The sequence below is a fragment of the Paracoccus denitrificans genome, from assembly GCF_900100045.1.
Lineage (GTDB): Bacteria > Pseudomonadota > Alphaproteobacteria > Rhodobacterales > Rhodobacteraceae > Paracoccus > Paracoccus denitrificans.
Window position 1 is genome coordinate 34047 of record NZ_FNEA01000019.1, and the last position, 21292, is coordinate 55338.

General features: G+C 68.6%; 22 protein-coding genes. 9 read left to right on the forward strand and 13 right to left on the reverse strand.

The window, feature by feature from the left end; genetic code table 11:
• Positions 1 to 49: 49 nt before the first annotated feature.
• Together BLT64_RS16885 and BLT64_RS16890 are read left to right on the forward strand one after the other, a co-directional pair.
• Entirely contained in the window at positions 50 to 472 is a 423-nt protein-coding gene (locus tag BLT64_RS16885) for a Fur family transcriptional regulator (protein WP_011747583.1), read from the forward strand.
• Positions 469 to 843 (forward strand): YigZ family protein, encoded by a 375-nt coding sequence (locus BLT64_RS16890; protein ID WP_011747584.1) that lies wholly within the window; start codon positions 469 to 471, stop codon positions 841 to 843. Before BLT64_RS16885 ends, BLT64_RS16890 begins: the two co-directional genes overlap by 4 nt.
• On the opposite strand, the gene BLT64_RS16895 is transcribed toward BLT64_RS16890, so the two are convergent.
• Genes BLT64_RS16895 through pth form a run of 3 tightly spaced genes read right to left on the reverse strand, consistent with a single transcriptional unit; the run spans position 840 to position 2972 of the window.
• Positions 840 to 1214: a DUF2237 family protein gene (locus BLT64_RS16895; RefSeq protein WP_011747585.1), complete on the reverse strand. Its 375-nt coding sequence runs from the start codon at positions 1212 to 1214 to the stop codon at positions 840 to 842. The genes BLT64_RS16890 and BLT64_RS16895 overlap by 4 nt on opposite strands.
• Before the next feature lies 1 nt (position 1215).
• Positions 1216 to 2268 carry a DUF2332 domain-containing protein gene (locus BLT64_RS16900; protein ID WP_011747586.1) on the reverse strand — a complete coding sequence of 351 codons (1053 nt, stop codon included), beginning with the start codon at positions 2266 to 2268 and terminating at the stop codon, positions 1216 to 1218.
• Positions 2265 to 2972, reverse strand: coding sequence for an aminoacyl-tRNA hydrolase (gene pth, locus BLT64_RS16905; protein ID WP_011747587.1), 708 nt, complete (start codon positions 2970 to 2972; stop codon positions 2265 to 2267). The genes BLT64_RS16900 and pth overlap by 4 nt, the downstream gene beginning before the upstream one ends.
• 195 nt (positions 2973 to 3167) lie before the next feature.
• On the opposite strand from pth, the gene BLT64_RS16910 reads away from it, so the two are divergent.
• From BLT64_RS16910 to BLT64_RS16930, 5 genes are all read left to right on the forward strand, one after another.
• Positions 3168 to 3797, forward strand: coding sequence for an ATP-dependent Clp protease proteolytic subunit (locus BLT64_RS16910; RefSeq protein WP_011747588.1), 630 nt, complete (start codon positions 3168 to 3170; stop codon positions 3795 to 3797).
• Between the two features lie 161 nt (positions 3798 to 3958).
• Positions 3959 to 5224, forward strand: a complete 1266-nt coding sequence (clpX, locus tag BLT64_RS16915; RefSeq protein WP_011747589.1) for an ATP-dependent Clp protease ATP-binding subunit ClpX — start codon at positions 3959 to 3961, stop codon at positions 5222 to 5224.
• Between the two features lie 223 nt (positions 5225 to 5447).
• Entirely contained in the window at positions 5448 to 5822 is a 375-nt protein-coding gene (locus BLT64_RS16920) for an NADH:ubiquinone oxidoreductase subunit NDUFA12 (RefSeq protein WP_011747590.1), read from the forward strand.
• Between the two features lie 4 nt (positions 5823 to 5826).
• Positions 5827 to 6294 (forward strand): outer membrane lipid asymmetry maintenance protein MlaD, encoded by a 468-nt coding sequence (mlaD, locus tag BLT64_RS16925; protein ID WP_011747591.1) that lies wholly within the window; start codon positions 5827 to 5829, stop codon positions 6292 to 6294.
• The gene (locus tag BLT64_RS16930) at positions 6291 to 6782 is read left to right on the forward strand and encodes a DUF2155 domain-containing protein (RefSeq protein WP_011747592.1); all 492 of its coding nucleotides are present in this window, start codon (positions 6291 to 6293) and stop codon (positions 6780 to 6782) included. The genes mlaD and BLT64_RS16930 overlap by 4 nt, the downstream gene beginning before the upstream one ends.
• Here the strand turns inward: BLT64_RS16930 and aat are convergent.
• The 6 genes from aat to tkt form a co-directional block, all read right to left on the reverse strand.
• The gene (aat, locus tag BLT64_RS16935) at positions 6746 to 7384 is read right to left on the reverse strand and encodes a leucyl/phenylalanyl-tRNA--protein transferase (RefSeq protein ID WP_011747593.1); all 639 of its coding nucleotides are present in this window, start codon (positions 7382 to 7384) and stop codon (positions 6746 to 6748) included. The two genes, BLT64_RS16930 and aat, sit on opposite strands and share 37 nt — an antisense overlap.
• A gap of 35 nt (positions 7385 to 7419) precedes the next feature.
• The gene (gene accC, locus BLT64_RS16940; RefSeq protein ID WP_011747594.1) at positions 7420 to 8772 is read right to left on the reverse strand and encodes an acetyl-CoA carboxylase biotin carboxylase subunit; all 1353 of its coding nucleotides are present in this window, start codon (positions 8770 to 8772) and stop codon (positions 7420 to 7422) included.
• 7 nt (positions 8773 to 8779) lie between these two features.
• Positions 8780 to 9301, reverse strand: a complete 522-nt coding sequence (accB, locus tag BLT64_RS16945; RefSeq protein WP_011747595.1) for an acetyl-CoA carboxylase biotin carboxyl carrier protein — start codon at positions 9299 to 9301, stop codon at positions 8780 to 8782.
• 103 nt (positions 9302 to 9404) lie between these two features.
• A complete protein-coding gene (locus tag BLT64_RS16950) occupies positions 9405 to 10295 on the reverse strand; it encodes a lysophospholipid acyltransferase family protein (protein WP_011747596.1) in 891 nt (296 codons plus the stop codon).
• Between the two features lie 25 nt (positions 10296 to 10320).
• The gene (locus tag BLT64_RS16955; RefSeq protein ID WP_011747597.1) at positions 10321 to 11247 is read right to left on the reverse strand and encodes a DMT family transporter; all 927 of its coding nucleotides are present in this window, start codon (positions 11245 to 11247) and stop codon (positions 10321 to 10323) included.
• Between the two features lie 184 nt (positions 11248 to 11431).
• Positions 11432 to 13450, reverse strand: a complete 2019-nt coding sequence (gene tkt, locus BLT64_RS16960) for a transketolase (RefSeq protein WP_011747598.1) — start codon at positions 13448 to 13450, stop codon at positions 11432 to 11434.
• Positions 13451 to 13544: 94 nt separating this feature from the next.
• Here tkt and BLT64_RS16965 point away from each other — a divergent pair, with 94 nt between their 5' ends.
• A complete protein-coding gene (locus BLT64_RS16965; protein WP_011747599.1) occupies positions 13545 to 15509 on the forward strand; it encodes a tetratricopeptide repeat protein in 1965 nt (654 codons plus the stop codon).
• Between the two features lie 90 nt (positions 15510 to 15599).
• Positions 15600 to 17090, forward strand: coding sequence for a nucleobase:cation symporter-2 family protein (locus tag BLT64_RS16970; RefSeq protein WP_011747600.1), 1491 nt, complete (start codon positions 15600 to 15602; stop codon positions 17088 to 17090).
• On the opposite strand, the gene BLT64_RS16975 is transcribed toward BLT64_RS16970, so the two are convergent.
• The 4 genes from BLT64_RS16975 to BLT64_RS16990 are packed head-to-tail and all read right to left on the reverse strand — an operon-like array spanning position 17084 to position 21267.
• Positions 17084 to 18436, reverse strand: a complete 1353-nt coding sequence (locus tag BLT64_RS16975; protein WP_011747601.1) for an HlyC/CorC family transporter — start codon at positions 18434 to 18436, stop codon at positions 17084 to 17086. The genes BLT64_RS16970 and BLT64_RS16975 overlap by 7 nt on opposite strands.
• Complete coding sequence (locus tag BLT64_RS16980; RefSeq protein ID WP_011747602.1) at positions 18433 to 19404, reverse strand: tyrosine recombinase; 972 nt, start codon at positions 19402 to 19404, stop codon at positions 18433 to 18435. The genes BLT64_RS16975 and BLT64_RS16980 overlap by 4 nt, the downstream gene beginning before the upstream one ends.
• A complete protein-coding gene (locus BLT64_RS16985; protein ID WP_011747603.1) occupies positions 19401 to 21023 on the reverse strand; it encodes a hypothetical protein in 1623 nt (540 codons plus the stop codon). Before BLT64_RS16985 ends, BLT64_RS16980 begins: the two co-directional genes overlap by 4 nt.
• A complete protein-coding gene (locus BLT64_RS16990) occupies positions 21010 to 21267 on the reverse strand; it encodes a hypothetical protein (protein ID WP_011747604.1) in 258 nt (85 codons plus the stop codon). The genes BLT64_RS16985 and BLT64_RS16990 overlap by 14 nt, the downstream gene beginning before the upstream one ends.
• Between the last annotated feature and the right edge of the window lie 25 nt (positions 21268 to 21292).

Here is a 21292-nt window from a genome sequence, read left to right on the forward strand (position 1 = left end):
CAACTGTCAAGCCAGTTGCAATTTCTTCGCATCTGGGCCAGAAAACCGCATGGAGATCGAAAACCGCGCCCAAGCCTTCGAGGACGCGCTGCGCCGTGCCGGCGTGCGCATCACCCGCCAGCGCGCCGCGCTGCTGCGCGTGCTGGCAGCGGCCGAGGATCATCCCGACGCGACGCAACTGCATCAGCGCGCCATGGCGGCGGGGGCGGGGGTGTCGCTGGCGACGGTTTATCGCACGCTCTCGGCGCTCGAGACGCAGGGCATGATCCAGAAGCTGGAATTCGAGGGCGAACCCGCCCGGTTCGAGCCCGCCGACGGCCACCACCACGACCACATGATCGATGTCGAGACCGGCGAGGTCATGGAATTCGTCAACGAGCGCATCGAGCGGCTGCAGGCCGAGATCGCCGCCGAGATGGGCTATGAGATCGTCCGCCACCGGCTGGAGCTTTACGTCCGGCGCCGTCGATGAGCTTGCAGGTTTTCGACAAGATCATCTCGGATCGCGGATCGCGCTATGCCGTCTCGGGCGGGCCGGCGCGGACCCGGGCCGAGGCCGAGGCGCTGCTGGCGGAACTGCGGCGCAACAAGCGTTTCGCCAAGGCCACGCACAACACCTGGGCGGCGATCCTGTCGGGCGAGGCGGTGCGCGACGACGACGGCGAAAGCGGGGCCAGCCAGATCATCCTGCAAATGCTGGAACGCGCCGGGCTGACCGATCATGTGGTGATCGTGACGCGCTGGTATGGCGGCAAGCACCTGGGCGGCGACCGCTTTCGCCATGTCGTGGACGCGGTGCGGCACTATCTGGCGCAGGGCGAAGCACGACAGGTCGGGCGCTAACCCTCGCGCCCGACCGCATGGGCCTGCAGCAGTTCCAGCGGCACGATCTCCAGCGTGCGGGCATGGGTCGCCTCCAGCACCACCTCGGGCGCGGCGAATTCCTGCGCCGCCTGCAGGAAGCGCGCGGCGCAAAGGCACCAGCGGTCGCCCGGCTTCAGCCCCTGAAAATGGAACTCCGGCCGCGGCGTGCTGAGGTCGTTGCCCAGGTATTTCGACAGTGCCAGGAATTCCGCCGTCACGATGACGCAGACCGTATGCCGGCCGCGATCCTCGGGTCCGGTATTGCAGCAGCCATCGCGGAAAAATCCGGTCAGCGGCGCCGTCGAGCAGGTCTCGAGCTTGCCGCCAAGGACGTTGAGCGCGGGGTCCATGTCAGGTCTCCTTCGGCTGCCAGTCGATCCAGCGGGCATGGAAATCCGCCCGGCCGAGGCTCCATTCGCGCGCCGCGCCGCCGGTCCAGAGCCGCAGGGCCAGAGCCGCGCCATCGCCGCCGTCGGCCTCCATCGACAGATGCGCCAGGGGGCGTTCGGGGCTGGCCTTCGCCCCGGCGGCCCGCAGCGCGGCCTCGATGCGTTCCCGCGTGGCGGCAGGAAAATATTGCGCCGCAACGGTGTGATAGACAAGCCTGCCATGGTCGCAAGGCTCGGCCAGCCGGGCCGGCAACCATTCGCCGGCATCGCCGCGATCCACCTGCGGCGGATGGTGCCCGGCCAGCGCCAGCGCAGCCTGCATCCGCTCCAGCCTCGCGCGCTGGTCCGCCCAGACATAGGAGAGCAGCCGCAATCCGTCCTGCGCCGGATCGAGCGGGTTCAGGTCCACGCCGCGCGCCGCCCCGATCTCCAGCGCGGCAGGGGCCGGTGCGGTGCCGCGCCATTCCGGGCTCAACAAGACTTCGGACTCGTCTCCTTCCAGAAGTGTTGGTTGATATTTTTCTGCTATAGCAAGGTTGTAGCGTGGAAAATTCAGGTTGAGTCCAGCACTGGCGCCCCGTTCCAGAAGGTCGAAGCGGTGCCTGCCCAACACGCCGCCGAGAAACCAGCATCCCGCGATCAGCACAGCGGAGCGGGCGACCTCATTGGTCTGCGGCGCATACTCGATCCATTCCAGCATATGCGCTTGATGATTTTGAATTGCTTCGGAAATTCTTTGATGAAGCAAGCCGTCGTCCGCCGCGGCATAGGCCTTTGCCAGCCCCGGATCGCTGCCGTTCAGCACCAGCGCGTGCAGCGCGCCGCAAAGCCGCAGCGGCACCGAGTCGGCGCGGTGGCTGGGATCGCCGGCCCAGGTCCGCACCCGCTGCGCAAGCGCACCGTCATCGCCCGCCAGGATCGATGCCAGTTGCTCGCAGATCCGGGCGGTGAGCGGCGAGCCGAGCGCGCGGCAGGCCTCCGCCTGCAGGGTGAAGGCGTCGCGCCAGCCCGTCACCGGAACCGCTCGGTCAGTGCCCTGAGCCGGTCGGAAAGGCTGGGCGGCTCGGCAATGGGATCGTTGGCGGGTTTCGCTGCCGGCTTTTCCGGCGATCCCTTGCCGGGGTTGTCCGGCCGCGTGCCGCTGTTGCGCGCCGGCGCCACCCGTGCCGCGACCGCGTTCATGAAGCGCGCATCGTCGCCCGCGGCCAGCGCCGCCGCCCCGTCCGAGATGCCGCGCAGCAGGTCGTCCAGCCCGGCCTGCTCGGCCTTGGCGAAATCCGACAGCACATAGCCCGCGACGCGGTCCTTGTCGCCGGGATGGCCGATGCCGATGCGCAGCCGGCGATAGCCCTCGCCGATATGCTGGTGCAGCGAGCGCAGCCCGTTATGCCCGGCATGCCCCCCGCCGGTCTTGAGCCGCACCTTGCCGGGGGCGAGGTCCAGCTCGTCATGCAGCACGATCACGTCCTGGGGCGCGAGCTTCAGATAGCGCATCGCTTCGCCCACCGACTGGCCGGACAGGTTCATGAAGGTCGCGGGCTTGAGCAGGGTGACGCGCGTCTCGCCCAGCCTGCCCTCGGCGATCTCGCCCTGAAAGCGGGCGCGCCAGGGCGAAAACCCGTGGTCGCCGGCGATGCGCTCGACCGCCATGAAACCCACATTGTGCCGGTTCGCGGCGTATTTCGCGCCCGGATTGCCCAGGCCGACGATCAGTTTCATGCGTTTCTCCGTGGCTCGGGCGCCAGATTACCGGCGCCGAGCGGCAGGGGCAAATTTTATCGCTCTCTTGTCCTTCAGGTCCGGCGTTACTAAGACTCTGTCAACCTTTCGCGCCTAAGAGCGGTCAAACGGGACAAGGCCCTTGGGACGAATCGCGAAACGGCAGGCCAGGCAGGGACAAAAGCAAGGACAGATATGCAAGATCCGGCAGAATTCTACATGAACACGCTCGTCCCCATGGTCGTCGAACAGACCAGCCGGGGCGAACGCGCCTATGACATCTTCTCGCGCCTGCTGAAGGAAAGGATCATCTTCCTGTCCGGCCCGGTGCATGACGGCATGGCGACGCTGATCTCGGCGCAGCTGCTGTTCCTTGAGGCGGAAAACCCGACCAAGGACATCAGCATGTATATCAACAGCCCCGGCGGCGTAGTGACCTCGGGCCTGTCGATCTATGACACGATGCAATACATCAAGCCGCGCGTCTCGACCCTCGTGGTGGGGCAGGCGGCTTCGATGGGCTCGCTGCTCCTGTGCGCCGGCCAGCCGGGGCAGCGCTTCTCGCTCCCCAACAGCCGCGTCATGGTCCACCAGCCCTCGGGCGGGTTCCAGGGCCAGGCGACCGACATCCTGATCCATGCGCGCGAGACCGAAAAGCTCAAGCGGCGCCTGAACGAGATCTATGTCAAGCATACCGGCCGCACCCTGGAAGAGGTCGAGCAGGCGCTGGAGCGCGACCGCTTCATGTCGCCCGAAGAGGCCAAGGAATGGGGCCTCATCGACGAGATCCTGGTGGCGCGCGGCAAGGCCGAGCCGGACAAGTGATCACGGCTGCGGGAAGCGGCCGGGGCTGACGTTTTGGGGATTGTGACGGGCCGGGGCGGCCCGTAACATGACGGTGACGCATGGCGTGGTCTGGCCACGTCCGAAACAGGCGGTCGTCCGGCGCTTTTGCCGGGCTCCCGGGACAATACGAGGATCAACTGATGGCCAATCCGACCGGCGGCGACAGCAAGAACACGCTCTATTGCAGCTTCTGCGGCAAGAGCCAGCATGAGGTCCGCAAGCTGATTGCCGGTCCGACCGTATTCATCTGCGATGAATGCGTCGAGCTTTGCATGGACATCATCCGCGAGGAGACCAAGTCCTCGGCGCTGAAATCCGGCGACGGCGTGCCCACCCCGCGCGAGATCTGCAACGTGCTGGACGATTACGTGATCGGCCAGGAACATGCCAAGCGCGTGCTTTCGGTGGCGGTCCACAACCATTACAAGCGGCTGAACCACAGCTCCAAGACCGATATCGAGCTGGCCAAGTCGAACATCCTGCTGATCGGTCCGACCGGCTGCGGCAAGACGCTGCTCGCGCAGACCCTGGCGCGCATCCTGGACGTGCCCTTCACCATGGCCGACGCGACCACGCTGACCGAGGCCGGCTATGTCGGCGAGGATGTCGAGAACATCATCCTGAAGCTGTTGCAGGCCAGCGAATACAACGTCGAGCGGGCGCAGCGCGGCATCGTCTATATCGACGAGGTCGACAAGATCACCCGCAAGTCCGACAATCCCTCGATCACCCGCGACGTCTCGGGCGAGGGGGTGCAGCAGGCGCTTCTGAAGATCATGGAGGGCACGGTCGCCTCGGTGCCGCCGCAGGGCGGGCGCAAGCATCCGCAGCAGGAGTTCCTGCAGGTCGACACGACCAACATCCTGTTCATCTGCGGCGGTGCCTTTGCCGGTCTGGACCGGATCATCGCGCAGCGCAACAAGGGCACGGCCATGGGCTTCGGCGCCGCGGTCAAGGAAGACGACGACAAGGGCGTGGGCGAGCTGTTCAAGCAGCTTGAGCCCGAGGATCTGCTGAAATTCGGCCTGATCCCCGAATTCGTCGGCCGCCTGCCGGTGATCGCCACGCTGGGCGATCTGGACGAGCAGGCGCTGATCACCATCCTGACCCAGCCCAAGAATGCGCTGGTCAAGCAGTATCAGCGGCTCTTCGATCTGGAGAGCGTGAAGCTGACCTTCACCGAGGATGCGCTGACCGCCATCGCCAAGCGCGCCATCAAGCGCAAGACCGGCGCCCGCGGGCTGCGCTCGATCATGGAGGACATCCTGCTCGACACCATGTTCGACCTGCCCGGCATGGACAGCGTCGAGGAGGTGGTGGTCAACGAGGAGGCGGTGGACAATCCCACGGCCAAGCCGCTGCTGATCCACACCGATTCGAAGAAGGAAACCGCCAGCGCCGGCTAAGCGCGCCGCCGCCGCGCCGGCCGCCGGGACAATGGCCGGCGGCTTTGGCCGGCGCTTAACGGTAAGGCTGGAGGGGGCGGGCAGTACCATCCGGGGAGAGGCTGACGGCACGGAAAGCCTGCGTCGATCTGTCTCGCGAAGGCCGGTTCGCCCCGGTCTCTCTGGACCTTCGTCGCAACTTGCGCCATATCTCGACCACACCCGATTGATGAGGTTCGCACCCATGTCGTTTCTGCTGCGCTTTCTGACCTGGTGGAACAGCCAGACCCTGAACACCCAGGTCTGGACCAAGCTTTACGGCGAGAAGGTCGGCGAGGACGATCAGGGCAACGTCTATTACCAGTCCGGCGGCGGCAAGCGGCGCTGGGTCATCTATAATGGCGAATCCGAGGCAAGCCGCATTTCGCCCGAATGGCACGGCTGGCTGCACCACACCTACAAGGAGCCGCCGACCGCCGCCCCGCTGGCGCACAAGCCTTGGGAAAAGCCGCATGAGCCGAACCTGACCGGGTCGTCGGGCGCCTATCACCCGGCGGGCTCGCTCTATCGCGCGCAGCCTGTCGAGCGCCGCGACTACGACGCCTGGCAGCCCGAGTAAGCGCATGAACTCCGCCGCCGAACGGGCCGAGCTTTGGGTTGGCGCGGCGGTTCTGGCCGTGGCGGCCGGGTTTCTCGTCTGGTCCACCACCGGCAGCAGGCTGGGCGTGTCCCTGGCGGGCGGCTATGAGTTGCGCGCGGCCTTTCCCAATGTCGACGGCATCGAGGTCGGCACCGATGTCCGGGTCGCCGGCGTCAGGGTGGGGCGCGTGTCGGCCGTCGATCTGAACCCGCAGACCTACCATGCCGAGGCGCGGCTGCGCCTGCCCGACAGCATCCGCCTGCCCAGCGACAGCGCGGCGCTGATCCAGTCGGACGGGCTTCTGGGCGGGGCCTATATCGAATTGCAGCCCGGCGGCGCCCCCGACAACCTGGCGCCCGGCGACGAGATCGAGGATGTGCAGGGTGCAGTCAGCCTGATTTCGCTGATGATGAAATTCGTGGATGCGCAAAGCACGGATGACAGCCCATGACCGACCTTCTGACCCGCGCCTGCCTGTGCCTGCTGCTGGCCGCCAGCCCCGTCCTTGCCCAGGAGGAGCCGGCCGAGGACCAGCAGTTGATGATCGACCCGGCCTTCAGCGACGATCCCGAGGCGGTCGTTCCGGCCGAGCCTTCGGCGGCCGAGCGCCAACGCGCGGCCGAGGCCGCACGCGGGCCCGAGACGGCGCGAGGCACCGGGGCGCAACTGCGAGGCCTCGACAAGATTACCGGCAGGACGCAGGATTTCACCCTGGCCGTAGGCGAGGTGGCCGAGTTCGGCCGGCTTCAGCTCAGCCTCGCGGAATGCCGCTATCCGGCGGCGGACCCGACTTCGGATGCCTATGCCGAGCTGACGATCACCGACAGTCAGGCCAATGCGCGGCTGTTTTCGGGCTGGATGATCGCCTCGTCGCCGGCGCTCTCGTCGCTGGACGATTCCCGCTACGATGTCTGGGTGATTTCCTGCAACAGGGCCTGAACGTCGGGCAGGGCATGGGCGGTGAAGTCGGCGGGAATCCGTAACGCGGCCGCCAGCCTCCGGCGATATTCAAGTCGTGGAATGGCCCGACCGCCCATCGAGGCCAGATGCGGGTTCGGATACTGCGTGTCCCAAAGCGTGAAGCCGCAGCGCGCCAGATGCGACGACATCCAGATCAGCGCCGCCTTGGAGGCGTTGCTGCGCCGCGAGAACATGCTTTCGGCAAAGAACGCCCCGCCCAGCGTCAGGCCGAACATGCCGCCGATCAGGTCCTCGCCGGCACGGATCTCCAGCGAATGGGCATGACCCATGCGGAACAGATCCTGATAAAGCGCAAGGAGCGGCGCGTTGATCCAGGTTTCCTCGCGATCGGCGCAGCCCGCCACCACCCCGGCAAAATCATTGTCGATCGTCGCGCGCCAGTCGCAATGGCGCAGAAAACGCCGCATCGAGCGCGAGACATGCACGCCCCCTACTGGCAGGATGCCGCGCAACGCCGGCTCGAACCAGTAAAGCTGGGCAGCCGAGGCGGATTCCGCCATCGGAAACACCCCCTGCGCATAGGCGGCCAGCATCCGTTCGGCGGTCAGGCCCCCGCTCATGCAGGGACCGCCTGTCGCGCCGGCTGCCGCATCGCTCAGGCGCTGACGGCCATCTCGGCCAGCCAGCGCTCCAGCCAGTGGATCGAATACTCGCCGTTCTGGATGTCGGGATTTTCGATCAGCGCCCGGAACAGCGGCACGGTGGTGTCGATCCCGTCCACGATCAACTCGCCCAAGGCGCGGTTCAGCCGCGCCAGCGCCTCGGGGCGGTCGCGGCCATGCACGATCAGCTTGCCGATCAGGCTGTCGTAATAGGGCGGGATGCGATAGCCGTCATAGATCGCCGAATCCATTCGCACGCCCAAGCCCCCCGGCGCGTGATATTGCGAGATCGTGCCGGGCGAAGGGGTGAAGTTCGGCAGCTTCTCGGCGTTGATCCGCACTTCGATGGCATGGCCGTGGATCTGCAGATCTTCCTGGCGGAACTCCATCTCCTCGCCGGCGGCGACCAGGATCTGCTGGCGCACCAGGTCGACGCCGAAGATCGCCTCGGTCACAGGATGCTCGACCTGGAGGCGGGTGTTCATCTCGATGAAATAGAACTCGCCGTCCTCGAACAGGAATTCGATGGTGCCGGCGCCGCGATAGCCGATCTTGGCCATGGCATTGGCGCAGATGCCGCCGATGCGGGCGCGCTGCTCGGCGGTGATGACCGGGCCGGGCGCCTCTTCGAAGACCTTCTGGTGGCGGCGTTGCAGCGAACAGTCGCGCTCGCCCAGATGCACGGCGCGGCCGCGGCCGTCGCCAAAGACCTGGACCTCGATATGGCGCGGGCGCTGCAGGTATTTCTCGATATAGACCTCGTCGTTGCCGAAGGCGGCCTTGGCCTCGGCGCGGGCGGTGCGGAAGGCGGTCTCCAGCGCGGCCTCGTCATGGGCGACCTTCATGCCACGCCCGCCGCCGCCGGCAGTGGCCTTGATGATGACGGGATAGCCGATCTGGGCGGCGACCTGCCGCGCCGCAGCCACGTCCGCCACGCCGCCGTCCGAGCCGGGCACCACCGGGATGCCCAGCGACTTGGCGGTTTCCTTGGCGGTGATCTTGTCGCCCATGATGCGGATATGTTCCGCCGAGGGGCCGATGAAGGTGATGCCGTGATCCTCGACCATCTGCACGAAGCTGGCGTTTTCCGACAGGAAGCCATAGCCGGGATGCACGGCCTGGGCGCCGGTGATCTCGCAGGCCGAGATGATGGCGGGTTGCGACAGGTAGCTGTCGGTCGAGGGCGGCGGGCCGATGCAGACGGATTCGTCGGCCATGCGCACATGCATGGCATCGGCATCGGCGGTGGAATGCACCGCGACCGAGGCGATGCCCATTTCGCGGCAGGCGCGGATCACGCGCAGCGCGATCTCGCCTCGGTTGGCGATCAGGATCTTGTCGAACATCCGCGCCTCACTCGACGACCATCAGGGGCGCGCCGAACTCGACCGGGCTGCCGTCGTCGACCAGGATGCGCTTGACCGTGCCCGAGCGGGGCGAGGGGATGTGATTCATCGTCTTCATCGCCTCGACGATCATCAGCGTCTCGCCCTCCTTGACCTGCTGGCCGATGGTGACGAAGGGCGTGGCGCCGGGCTCCGGCGCCAGATAGGCGGTGCCGACCATGGGCGAGGCCACGACGCCGGGCAGGCTGGCCGGATCCTCGCTGGCGGCCGGGACCGGGGCGGCAGGCGCCGCCGGGGCAGCGGGCGCGGCGGGTGCCGGGGCGGCGGCGGGCGCGGCCACGGTCTGGATGATCTGCTTGTTCTGCTTGGAAAGGCTGACGGTCAGCCGGTCGTTCTCGTCATATTCGCGCTTGACGGTCAGTTCGGTCAGCTCGTTGCGATTGAGCAATTCGGCCAGCGCCTGGATGAAGGCGACATCGCCCTCGTGATGACGTTTTTCGTGACCAGCGTTTTTGGATTCGTCGCTCATGCCGTCCTCTGGATGTCGTTTTCGGGGCCCGCGTTCTGCTTGCGCGGCGGATTTGGGCGCACTTATAGACCGTCGGACAACCCAAGGGAAAGGGATTCGCCGCCTAGCCCCTGCGTTTCCAGCGCCGATGCACCCAGAACCATTGCTCCATATGCGCACGGACCAGCCGCTCCAGATCGTCGTTCAGCGCCTGCATCATGGTTATCGGATCGCTGTGCGGAACGGGTTCGCCGACCTCGACGCGAAAGCTCAGCCCGTCGGGCTGGCGCACCCCGGCGATGGGCAGGATCAGCGCGTCGTAGCGCAGCGCCAGTTCCGCCGGGGTCAGCACGGTCTTCGACGGCAGGCCGAAAAAGCGCAGCTCGGTGCCGTGGCCGTCGAACTGGTCGAAGCCCAGCGAAAGCCAGCCGCCGCCCTTGAGAAAGCGCAGCATGGCGGCCAGCCCGGCGCGGCCGCGCGGGAACATCGGCTCGGCGATGGCGCGCATGGCGGGGATGTAATGGCGGTTGAAGGCCTCGTTGTTCATCGGCCGGTAAAGCGCGCCTACCGGCCAGCCGCGCCCGGTCAGCGCCGCGCGCATGGCATCGTAGTTGCCGAAATGCGCCACGGCCAGAATGACCGGCCGGCCTGCCTGCGCGGCCTGTTCCAGCGCCGGCAGGCCGGGGCCGGTCAGGGGATCGGTCCGGTGGATGCGGTCGGTGAACTCGGTGCCGGAATAGATCTCGGCCAGCGAGCGGCCGGCATTGTCCGGCACCGCGCGGGTCAGGCGGCGGACCTCGGAGGCCGAAAGGTCGGGGCGCGCCATGGCCAGGTTGGCGCGGATGCGCCTGCGCCAGCCGGCGAGGGGGCCCAGCACATGGGCGAAGAACCAGCCCATGGCGGGGATGCGCCGCTCATAGGGCAGGATGCGGGCCAGGCCCATGATGGCAAGGAAGGCGCCGTTGGCGATGCGGTCGCGCAGCGGCGCGGCGTCCTGGGTTTCGGTCTCGCTCATCGCGGTCCTGCTTCTGGGCTTCGGTTCATGCGGGCCGGTGCATGGCGCGGGCCTCGCGCATCCAGACATATATGCCCGCGACCACGATGATCAACGCACCGACAAAGGTCCAGAGGTCGGGCAGGGTGCCCCAGAAGAGCCAGCCCCAGAACCCGGCCCAGATCAGCCCGGTATAGCCGAAGGGGGCGATGGCTGCGGCCTCGGCCAGCGAGAAGGCCCGGATCAACAGAGCCTGCGCCGCCGTACCGAGCCCGCCGAGCAGCAGGAAGGCCCAGATGTCCCCGGCCGCGACGGGCTGCCAGAAGAAGGGCACCGCGAGCGAGGAGAGGATCGAGCCGACCAGCGCCGACCACAGCACCGAGGTCGCGGTGGAATCGCTGCGCGCGATGCGGGTCAGCAGGGCGCCGGCCGCATAGGTGAAGGCGGCGACCAGCGCCAGCAGCGCGGCGGGATGGAACACGCCCGCGCCGGGGCGGATGATGATCATGGCGCCGCACAGCGCGGCGAGAATGCCGAGGACGCGGCGGATGCCGATCGATTCGCCCAGGAAGATCGCCGCGCCCAGCGTAATCAGCACCGGGTTGATGTCCATGATCGCCGTGGCCTCGGCCAGGCCGATGAACTGCAATGCACTGAAGAACAGCAGGATCGAGGCCAGTTGCGTCACGCCGCGAAAGAACTGCACCACCGGGCGGCGGGTGGCCAGGGTGCTGCGCAGCCTGGGCGCGAAGATTACCGCGACGATGGCCAGGTTGGTGACGAAGCGCACCCAGACCACCTGCACCGGATGGTAGAGCGTCGAGAGATGCTTGCCGGTCGCATCCATCAGCGTGAACAGCAGGATCGCCAGCAGCAGAAGCAGGATGCCGCGCAATTGCGTCGAGCGGGCCGGATCGCCGGCGGGCGCGAGGATCGGTGCCACTGCGCCGGGATCGGCTTTTGGCGGGGTCATGCTGCTTCCTTGGGCCTGGGCGCCTTGGGGCGGGCTGGTGCGCGCCCCGGGTGCCGTCGCATGAGTATTTGGGAAACGGTGAAAAACCGGGCGAGCCGGGCGCCCCTGGGCGCTGTCGCATGAGTATTTGAGGAACGAAGAAGCGTGCGGGCCGCACCCTGGAGAGCGCGGCCCGGTGTCTGGATCAGCCCAGCAGGCGGCGGGCTTCGGCGGCGGCCGCCTCGGCGGTGATGCCGAACTCCTTGTAGAGCACCGGCGCCGGGGCAGAGGCGCCGAAGCCGATCATGCCGATGAAGCCCGAGGTCTCCTCGCGCCCGCGCTCGCCCAGGAGCAGCCAGTCCCAGGGCTGGCGCACGGCGGCCTCGATGGCGACGCGCACCGTGCCGGCGGGCAGGACTTGCCGGCGGTATTCGGCATCCTGGTCGCGGAACAGCTCCATCGACGGGACCGAGACGACGCGGGTGGGCACGCCCTCGGCCTCCAGCGCATCGCGTGCGGCGACGGCGATCTCGACCTCGGAGCCCGAGGCCATCAGGATCACCTTGGGCGCGGCGCTGGCCTCGCGCAGGACATAGGCGCCGCGGGCGGTCAGGTTCTCGCCCGCCTGTTCGCGCAGCATCGGCAGGTTCTGGCGCGACAGCGCCAGCACGGCCGGGGTGGATTCGCTCGACAGCGCGATTTCCCAGGCCTCGGCGGTCTCGATCAGGTCGCAGGGGCGCAGGGTCAGCGTGTTGGGCGTGGCGCGGCAGATCGCCAGATGCTCGACCGGCTGGTGGGTCGGGCCGTCCTCGCCCAGGCCGATACTGTCATGGGTCATGACATAGGTCACCGGCAGGCCCATCAGCGCCGAGAGCCGCATGGCGCCGCGCGCGTAATCGGTGAAGCACATGAAGGTGCCGCCATAGGGGCGCAGCCCGCCATGCAGCCAGAGGCCGTTCATCGCTGCCGCCATGCCGTGTTCGCGGATGCCGTAGTTGATATAGCGGCCCTTGCGGTTTTCCGGCGAGAAGGTGCCCAGATCCTTGGTCCTGGTGTTGTTCGAGCCGGTCAGGTCGGCCGAGCCGCCGATGGTTTCGGGCAGTTCGGGGTTCACCACCTCCAGCACCATCTCGCTGGCCTTGCGGGTGGCGACCTTGGGCTTGCTGTCCAGCGCCTGCTGTTTCAGCGCCGCGATGGTCGGGGCAAGCCGTTCGCTGACGCCGCCCGAGATGCGGCGGGCGAATTCGTCGCGGTTCTCTGCCGCATCGACGCGGGCGGCCCAGGCTTCGCGTGCCTCGCGGCCCTTGGCGCCGATGGCGCGCCATTCGGCCAGGATGTCCTCGGGGATGACGAAGGCGGGCGAATCCCAGCCCAGCACCTCGCGCGCGGCGACGATTTCCGCCGCCCCCAGCGCCGAGCCGTGCACGCCCGAGCTGTCCTGCTTGTTCGGCGCGCCGTAGCCGATGATGGTCTTGCAGGCGACCAGCACCGGGCGGTCGTCCTTGCCGCTGGCGGCATCGGCCAGCGCGCGCTCGATATCGGCCGGGTCGTGGCCGTCGCAGGACAGCGTGCGCCAGCCCGAGGCCTCGAAGCGTTTCAGCTGGTCGGTCGAATCCGACAGCGACACCCGGCCGTCGATGGTGATGTCGTTGTTGTCCCAGAGCACGATCAGGTTTCCGAGCTTCTGGTGGCCGGCCAGGCCGACGGCCTCCTGGCTGATGCCCTCCATCAGGCAGCCGTCGCCGGCGATGACCCAGGTCTTGTGGCTGCACAGCCCCTCGCCGAACTGGGCGCGCATCGCCTCTTCGGCGATGGCGAAGCCGACGGCGGTGGCGATGCCCTGGCCCAGCGGGCCGGTCGTCGTCTCGACGCCCTCGGCATGGCCGAATTCCGGGTGGCCGGCGGTGATCGAGCCCCATTGCCGGAAATTGCGGATCTGGTCGATCGACATCTGCTCGTAGCCGGTCAGGTAGAGCAGCGAATAGATCAGCATCGAGCCGTGGCCGGCCGACAGCACGAAGCGGTCGCGGTCGAACCAGTTCGGTGCGGCGGCGTCGAATTTCAGATGGTTGCGGAACAGGACCGTGGCGACGTCGGCCATGCCCATCGGCATGCCGGGATGGCCCGAGTTCGCGGCCTCGACGGCGTCCATGGAAAGGGCGCGGATCGCGGTGGCGAGGCGCCAGTGAGCGGGATCGGCCTTGCGGCGGTCGGCGATGTCCATATCGGGATTCCGTGCTGTTGTATGGCGGCACGTCCTGATAGGCAGGAGGGCGCGCGGTTGCAACCCGCCACGGGATCGGAGGGGACGGTTTCGCATGACACAGGGCCAGGCCATCGTCGGTTTCCGGCAGGATCGGATCGGGGCGCGGCTGATCTGCATGCTCAACGTCATGCGCCTGTCGCGCAAGTTCGGCGTCCCCGGCCGCTATCTCTGGCTTTCGCAGCCCGACGGCCCCTATCCCGAGCTGGTCGACCCGCGCGACTTCCTGGCCTCCGAATTCGTGGCCGCGCATATCGATATCGTCGCGCATGCGCCCGAGCGGTCGGGCCTGCGCAACCTGCCCGCCGCGGCGCCAGGCATGAACGGCGCCGGCTTCGCCCGCACCCTGGCCGAGGGGCAGCGCTATGAATGCGACGCCATGTCCGAGATCGTGCGCTTCATGGACGAATCCGAGGCCGAGGCGGCGGAGGGGCTGCGCGCGGCGGCGGCCGAGCTTGCCCTGTCGCCGCGCCTGACACGGGCGCTGGCGCGGGCGCGGCGCATCCTGGCGGGGGTGGGCGGCGGCCAGCCGCTGGCCATCCATGTGCGGCGCGGCGACATCCTGGACGGCGATCCGTGGTCCTATTCCTCCTGGGCGTCGAAATATGTGCCCGACGAATTCTTCCGCGCCTTCGTCGCGGACAGGGAGGGGCCGGTGATCGCCTTTTCCGACACCCCTGCGGCGGTCGGGCATCTGCGTCGCGGCGATCCGCGCATCCTGCCCGTGAACGAGTTGCTCGACCATGGCCGGCTCTCGGCGGCCGAGCGGGACCTGCTGGAACTGCTGCTGATGGCCGGTTGCGCCGAGGTGGGGGCGCCCAGCCACAGCGCCTTTTCGCGCGCGGCGGCGATGATCGGGCACTGCCGGATCGTGGCGTTGCCCGGCGCGCTGCCCGCCGATGCGCAGCTTGAAAACCATGATGCGCTGCTGGACCGGGTGATCGCGCAGCCTGACAGCTTCTTTGCGCCCGGCGACCTGGCGCAAAGCGTAAGCTATGCCGCGCGCTACGCCGCAAGCTGCGGGCGAGGCACCGAACTGGTCGATGCGCTGGCCGGTCGCCTCGATCTATTGGAGCGCTTCCCGTTTCTTTATCGCGAGCTTGCGCTGCTGGCCTGGTTGGCAGGGCGCAGGCGACAGGCGCGGGAACTGGCGCAGCGGGGCCTGGCGGTGCCGTCGATGCGCAACCGCGACAAGCCGCAATGCCGGCAGGTGCTGCTGGTGACCGGTGGGCGGGGCGGGGATGCGGACGGGTCCGGCGGCGGTCTGGACGCGGGTTTTCTGGACATGCTCTTTGCCGGGCGCGCGGCCGAGGGGCCGATCATGCCGGGGCTGGCGCATCGGCTGATGCGCGAGGGCGCCGCCGCGGGCCGGGCACTTGGCTTTGCGCCCGAACTGCTGGCGGTTCATGCCCAGCCCGATCCGGTTCGCGGCAAGGGCCGGATCCTGCCGCTTTGGGTGCTGCGAATCGATTGGTCGGAATTCGTGCGCGATCCGGGGCCGCAGCGCGAAATGCTGCTCTGGCCCGACCTGTGGCGCAAGCTTGAGCCCTTTGGCGAGCGTCTGGCGGGGATCGAGGCGGGGCTGGCCAAGGGCGGCAATCCCGTGCTGGATGACAAGGATGCGGCATGGCTGGGCTTTTGCGCCTCGGTCCTGAGGCTGCATGGCCGGCTGAATCGCGCCTTTGCGATCCTGCACTGGCCGGACGCGGCGCGACCCGGCAGGATGCTGACGCGCAAGCGGCTGGCCGATGCCTGTTTCGCTGCCGGGAATCGCAAGGCCGGCTGGCGCTGGCTGGATGCGGCGCTGGAGACGGCGCCCGACCAGCCGCTCTTGCGGCTGTCGGCGGCGCTGCGCGCGGTGGAAGGGCAGGACCGCGCAAGGGCCGAGGCGCATTTGCGCGCGGCCGAGGCGGTCTGGCCGGACCTGCGCCTGACCGAAACCCTGCACCGCGCATTGCGCAGGCAGATGCGGGCCGGGGCGCCGGCGGATGCCGCAGCCGATGTCGCGTGCGCCGGATGATCACGCGATCGTCATAAAGCATTTGCCAAAAGCCGGCCGCCGTCGCACCCTTGCAGGAAAAGCAGCGAATTTTCCAACGATGGGGGCATCATGGCCAAAACCGCAACTCCGGTGGTCGATCCGGTAGACGAGATCCTGCCGCCGCTGCGCATGACGACCCTGGGCTTGCAGCACGTTCTGGTCATGTATGCCGGCGCGGTCGCCGTGCCGCTGATCGTCGGGCGGGCGCTGCGGCTTTCGCCCGAGGACGTGGCCTTCCTGATCTCGGCCGACCTGTTTTGCTGCGGCATCGCCACCATCATCCAGTCGCTGGGCGTCACGCGCTGGTTCGGCATCCAGTTGCCGGTGATGATGGGCGTCACCTTCGCCTCGGTCGGGCCGATGGTCGCCATGGCCAATGCCTATCCGGGGCCGGAGGGCGCGCGGATGATCTTTGGCGCCATCATCGGGGCGGGGATCGTCGCCATGCTGATCGCGCCCTTTGTCGGGCGGATGCTGAAATTCTTTCCGCCGCTGGTCACCGGCACCATCATCCTGGTGATCGGCGTCACGCTGATGCGGGTGGGGATCAACTGGATCTTCGGCAACCCGGTCGGCCCGACCGCGCCCAAGGTCGTCGATCCGGTTGCCATGGGCTGGCTGAACCAGCTGCGCGAACTGGCCGGAACCGGCGCCGTGCCGGCGCTGCCCGAGGGCTTTGCCCCCGCGCCCAGCGTGCAGAACCCGCTTTATGCCCAACCGGTGAACATCGTCATCTCGGGCGTGGTTCTGGTCGCGATCCTGGTGATCGCGCGCTTTGGCCGCGGTTTCGTCGCCAATATCGCGGTGCTCCTGGGCATGCTGATCGGCGCCGCGCTGACCATCGTGCTGGGTCAGATGACCTTCGAGAAGGTGGCCGAGGCGCATTGGTTCGGCATCGTCGCGCCCTTTCATTTCGGCACGCCGATCTTCGATCCGGTGCTGATCGTGACCATGGTGCTGGTGATGATCGTGGTGATGATCGAATCGACCGGCATGTTCCTGGCTCTGGGTGAGATGACCGGGCGCGAGATCACGCCGCAGCGCCTGACCGCCGGCCTGCGCACCGACGGGTTGGGGACGCTGATCGGCGGCATCTTCAACACCTTCCCTTATACCTCCTTCAGCCAGAACGTCGGCCTTGTCGGCGTCACGGGGATCAAGAGCCGCTTCATCTGCGTCGCGGGCGGGCTGATCCTGATCCTGTTCGGGCTGGTGCCGAAGATGGGTGCGGCGGTCGAATCGCTGCCGACCCCGGTGCTGGGCGGCGCGGGGCTCGTCATGTTCGGCATGGTCGCCGCGACCGGGATCCGCATCCTCTCGACGGTGGATTTCGCCGGCAACCGCAACAACCTGTTCGTGGTGGCGGTGGCGCTCGGCTTCGGGATGATCCCGCTGATCGCCCCGGACTTCAAGCAATGGATGCCGCATGCCATCCACCCGCTGGTCGAATCGGGCATCCTGCTGGCGACCATCGCGGCGGTGGCGCTGAACGCCTTTTTCAACGGCACCGGCGGCAGCGTCGAGGACGCCAAGCGCGCCGCCGGCATGGCCGATCACTGATCGGGGGCGGGCTCGCTCGCTGGGGGCAGCTCCAGCGGGCGGATGCGCAGCCGGGTGATGCGGTTTTCCCGCCGCGACAGCACCTCGAAGCGGTAGCCATGGAACGAGAACACCTGGCCCGCCGAGGGGATCGACTGGGCCATGTGGATCACCAGGCCGGCGACGGTATTGGCCTCGTCGTCGGGCAGGGTCCAGTCCAGCGCCCGGTTCAGGTCGCGGATGGTCATCGCGCCGTCGACCAGGTAATCGCCCTGCGCGTTCGGCACCAGGGTCTGCGCGGCGTCCATGTCGTGCTCGTCGGTGATCTCGCCGACGATCTCTTCCAGGATGTCCTCCAGCGTGATCAGCCCGCGCAGGCTGCCATATTCGTCCACCACCAGCGCGAAATGCGTGCGCCGCTTCATGAACTCCTGCATCTGCTCGTCCAGCGGCGTGGTGTCGGGCACGAAATAGGGCGGCATGGCGATGCTGAGAACGTCGAAGCCGCGCAACGCCTCGGGGCCGCCCTCCTGCATGGCCCGGCGCACGCCGCGCAGCAGATCCTTGGCATGGATCACGCCCACGACGTTCTCGCGCTCGCCGCGATAGACGGGCAGGCGGGTATGCGGGCTTTTCAGCACCAGATCCAGCACCGCGTCGGCGGACAGGCCGGCATCGATCATCTCGATGTTCGAGCGGTGCAGCATGATCTCCTCGACCGAACGCTCGCTCAGGTCCAGCGCGCCCATCAGCAGGTCGCGCTCTTCCTTTTGCACGGCTCCGCTGGATTGTGCGACGGCCAGCGCGTCGGCGATCTCGTCCTGGACCGAAAAGACCGGGCCCGTGCCGCCGGCGCGGATGCCCAGGGGCGCCAGCAGGCCGCGCGCGATCAGCCGCACCGTCCAGACCACGGGCGCAAGGATCCGGGCCAGCACCCCCAGCGGCCGGGCGATGCGGCCGGCCATTTCCTCGGGGGCGATGCGGGCCAGGCTGCGGGGCAGCACCTCGGCCAGCACCAGCAGCAAAAGCGCCAGGACCAGCACCGCAAGCGCCATCCCGCCCCAACCCGAGATGCGCAGGCCAAGCGCGGCGGCAAGGCTGGTGGCCAGCAGCTTGACCAGATTGTTGCCGACAAGGATCGCGCCGTTCAGGTTTTCGCTGTTCTCCCTGGCCTCCAGCGCATCGGCCGCCCGCTGGTCGCCCTTGTCGGCGCGGGCGCGCAGCTTGCTGCGGCTTGCGGCACCCAGCGCCGTCTCGGCGCCCGAGAAAAAGGCCGAAAGCGCCAGAAGCAGCAGGATCGCCGCGACGATCGGCCAGAAGGCCGGATCATGGGCGGGCAGGGCGTCCGGGACAGTCGGGGACATCATTGCTCGTTCTCGTCCCCGCGGCCCTTGGCCAGCGGATGGTGGTTCAGCACCAGATCGCGCATCCGCGTGTCCATGACATGGGTATAGATCTCGGTCGTGCCCAGATCGGCATGGCCCAAGAGCGTCTGGATGGCGCGCAGATCGGCGCCGCCTTCCAGCAGATGCGTGGCAAAGGCGTGGCGGATGACGTGGGGCGAGACGCGGGCGGGGTCGATCCCCGCCGCCAGCGCCAATTGCCCCAGCAGCGCGTTCATCGCCTGCCGGGTCATGTGCCCTTCGCGGCTGGGGGCGGGAAACAGCCAGCGTGCGCCCTTGCCGGCGACTAGCCGGCCCAGCGGGCTTTCCGCCGGCGCGTCGTCGCGCCGCTTCAGCCAGGCGGCCAGTGCCCGGCGGGCGGGGTCGCTGAGTGGCACCATGCGTTCCTTGCCGCCCTTGCCGCGGATGAGCAGCAGCGCCGGATCGCCGCGGCAGGCCCCGACCGGCAGCGAGACCAGCTCGCTGACCCGCATGCCGGTGGCATAGACCAGTTCGACCAGCACCAGGTTGCGGGCGCGCTCGGTTTCGTTGCGGCCGATGCGGGGCAGGGCGTCCAGCATGGCCTGCACCTCGGCGCGGTCCAGGACCTTGGGCAGGCGCTGCGCACGCCCCGGCCCGCTGATGCGGCCGGCGGGGTCGTCCTCGCGCCAGCCCTCGTCCAGCGCGAAGCGGGTCAGTTGCCGGATCGCGGACAGCCGCCGCGCCCGCGTCGCCCGCGACAGGCCCTGGGCATCGCAATGGGACAGGTAGTCCTCGACCCCCTCGCGCGGGACGGTCAGCAGCGTTTCGTCCCGGGCGGCCAGCCAGTCCACGAAATCCCGCAGGTCGCGGCCATAGGCCAGAAGCGTGTTGCGCGCCGCCCCCGCCTCGGCTGCCTGCGCGTCGAGAAAGGCCGAGATCCGGCCCCGGTCGTCGAGGCGGCCGCGGCTCATGGCATCCCGGCGCCGGGCGCGGGCGCCATCATCGGGGCCAGGATCAGCTCGACCGCGGCCTGGCGCGCGATCTCCTGCTGGCCCAGCACCCGCAGCACGCGCAGGCCCTGCGCGGCGCGCGGCAGGTCGCCGTCAAGCCCGGCATCGACATCCGCGATGGCGGCAAGCAGCGCCTCGCCCCGCCGGCCGGCCAGGATCAACTGCGCCGCATTCTGCGGCAGGTTTCGCTCCGAAGGGCCCAGGAAGGCTGGGAAAAGATCGGCTGCAAGCGGCTCTCCCTCGCCCGGGGGCGGCGCGGATTCGGGCTCGCCCTCGGCAAAGCGCAAGAGCCACAGGTCGAAGGGCTGGGCATCGGCGGGCGGAGCCTGCACCACCTGCGGCTGTGCGGCCTGCAAGGCCAGCCACAGCGCGATCCGGCCGGCGCGGCCTTCCATCCCCAGGGCGCCGACCTCGGCCCCGACCATTTCGGCCAGCGCCGGGCCCAGCCCCGCGGGGACCATGGCGTCGAAGGCGGGCGGCAGGGTTCGCGCCACGGCCCCGGCATCGCGCAGCAGCAGCGCATCGGCCAGCGCCTGCACGGCACCGGCGCGATCCCAGACCCCGCCCGAGGCGGCGGGCTTCTGTTCCAGGTAGATCATGCGCAGCTGCGAGGCCGGGATCGCCCCCGCCCGCGCCAGCCGCTCGGCCGCGTCCAGCCGGGCCTTCCAGCCCTCGTTCTGGTCCAGGTCGGCCAGCGCGAAGGCCAAAGGCAGGTTGGAGGAGGGCAAGGGCTGGCCGATCGCCTCGTGCAGGCGCAGTTCCAGCGGCGTGACCACCGTCGGCGGAACGAGTTCCTCGGCGCCGTCGGAATAGCTGTCGTCCAGATATTGCGCCAGCAGTTCGGCCATCTGCGGATCGATCCGCCCCATGGCATGGGCGCCGTGAAAGACCAGCGCCGCCGCCGCCCAGTCGCCGCCAAGCGCCAGGCAGAAGATGCGGGCCGGAAAGCTGGGCGCGACGCCGGGGGTGCGGTCCATGATCTCGCAGGCATGGGCCTCGTCGCCGGAAAGCAGGGCGATGTCGAAAAGGCGCCGGAACCGCTCGGGGTCGCCGGGGCCGGCGGCTTTCAGCAGTTCCTTGGCGGCGCCCGTGGCGCCCATGTCCAGAAGCTTGTCGACGCGGGCCAGGAACAGCGCGCCTTCTTGCCCGGCCTCGGTCCGCGGCGGGCGCAGTTGCGCGGCCAGCAGCCGCCGTTCCAGCCGGCGCAGCGCCGGCAGGCGCGGGTTCGAGCCGCGGATCTGCCGCACCAGCACCGCCGCGTCGCTGTCGCCCCAAAGGTCCGGCGGCAATCCGGCGGCGCGGGGCGAGACCGTGCCCTTGCCGTCGGGATTGCCCTCGCCCAGCCGGGTGACGCCGACCGGCTCGACCGCGCCGGTGGGGGCGATGTCGCGCTTGGACCGGCGCTGAAGTTCGGGCGGGCGCGGATCGCCGGGCCGCCAGGACGAGATGTTGTCGGGTTCCTGCACGCTGCCCGACAGCCAGTCGCTGGCCGAAAGCGGCGGCTTGGCGGCGGCCGGCAGGGCAAGCCCCAGCCCCGCCGCCAGGGCGCAGGCGAGGCGAAGGCCGTCAGTCGAGGTCATTCTGCCCCGCTTCCGCGCCGTCGGCCGCCGGGGCGGGCTGGACGGCATCACTGTCTTCCGGGGCTGCCGTGGGGGCGGTCTGGACGGTGGCCGAGATCGGCGCCGGGCGTTCCGCACCCAGGTTCAGCTCGACCGGCATCCGCATTTCGCGGGGGTCCGAGCTCATGTCGCCGAAATAGGCATAGCCGGTCAGGCCCGCCAGAATCAGGATGACCAGAACCACCACCACCTTCAAAAGCCGCATGAAACGTCCCTTCCGCCTCGATATG

Excerpts from the sequence above, each read along its gene's own strand:
- BLT64_RS16920 (WP_011747590.1), top strand. The coding sequence starts at position 5,448 with ATGTCGTTTCTGCTGCGCTTTCTGACCTGGTGGAACAGCCAGACCCTG.
- BLT64_RS16965 (WP_011747599.1), top strand. The coding sequence starts at position 13,545 with ATGACACAGGGCCAGGCCATCGTCGGTTTCCGGCAGGATCGGATCGGG.
- mlaD (WP_011747591.1), top strand. The coding sequence starts at position 5,827 with ATGAACTCCGCCGCCGAACGGGCCGAGCTTTGGGTTGGCGCGGCGGTT.
- BLT64_RS16975 (WP_011747601.1), bottom strand. The coding sequence starts at position 18,436 with ATGATGTCCCCGACTGTCCCGGACGCCCTGCCCGCCCATGATCCGGCC.
- BLT64_RS16990 (WP_011747604.1), bottom strand. The coding sequence starts at position 21,267 with ATGCGGCTTTTGAAGGTGGTGGTGGTTCTGGTCATCCTGATTCTGGCG.
- BLT64_RS16930 (WP_011747592.1), top strand. The coding sequence starts at position 6,291 with ATGACCGACCTTCTGACCCGCGCCTGCCTGTGCCTGCTGCTGGCCGCC.
- BLT64_RS16890 (WP_011747584.1), top strand. The coding sequence starts at position 469 with ATGAGCTTGCAGGTTTTCGACAAGATCATCTCGGATCGCGGATCGCGC.
- accC (WP_011747594.1), bottom strand. The coding sequence starts at position 8,772 with ATGTTCGACAAGATCCTGATCGCCAACCGAGGCGAGATCGCGCTGCGC.
- aat (WP_011747593.1), bottom strand. The coding sequence starts at position 7,384 with ATGAGCGGGGGCCTGACCGCCGAACGGATGCTGGCCGCCTATGCGCAG.
- BLT64_RS16980 (WP_011747602.1), bottom strand. The coding sequence starts at position 19,404 with ATGAGCCGCGGCCGCCTCGACGACCGGGGCCGGATCTCGGCCTTTCTC.
- BLT64_RS16985 (WP_011747603.1), bottom strand. The coding sequence starts at position 21,023 with ATGACCTCGACTGACGGCCTTCGCCTCGCCTGCGCCCTGGCGGCGGGG.
- BLT64_RS16955 (WP_011747597.1), bottom strand. The coding sequence starts at position 11,247 with ATGACCCCGCCAAAAGCCGATCCCGGCGCAGTGGCACCGATCCTCGCG.
- BLT64_RS16885 (WP_011747583.1), top strand. The coding sequence starts at position 50 with ATGGAGATCGAAAACCGCGCCCAAGCCTTCGAGGACGCGCTGCGCCGT.
- clpX (WP_011747589.1), top strand. The coding sequence starts at position 3,959 with ATGGCCAATCCGACCGGCGGCGACAGCAAGAACACGCTCTATTGCAGC.
- BLT64_RS16970 (WP_011747600.1), top strand. The coding sequence starts at position 15,600 with ATGGCCAAAACCGCAACTCCGGTGGTCGATCCGGTAGACGAGATCCTG.
- tkt (WP_011747598.1), bottom strand. The coding sequence starts at position 13,450 with ATGGACATCGCCGACCGCCGCAAGGCCGATCCCGCTCACTGGCGCCTC.
- BLT64_RS16910 (WP_011747588.1), top strand. The coding sequence starts at position 3,168 with ATGCAAGATCCGGCAGAATTCTACATGAACACGCTCGTCCCCATGGTC.
- pth (WP_011747587.1), bottom strand. The coding sequence starts at position 2,972 with ATGAAACTGATCGTCGGCCTGGGCAATCCGGGCGCGAAATACGCCGCG.
- accB (WP_011747595.1), bottom strand. The coding sequence starts at position 9,301 with ATGAGCGACGAATCCAAAAACGCTGGTCACGAAAAACGTCATCACGAG.
- BLT64_RS16950 (WP_011747596.1), bottom strand. The coding sequence starts at position 10,295 with ATGAGCGAGACCGAAACCCAGGACGCCGCGCCGCTGCGCGACCGCATC.
- BLT64_RS16895 (WP_011747585.1), bottom strand. The coding sequence starts at position 1,214 with ATGGACCCCGCGCTCAACGTCCTTGGCGGCAAGCTCGAGACCTGCTCG.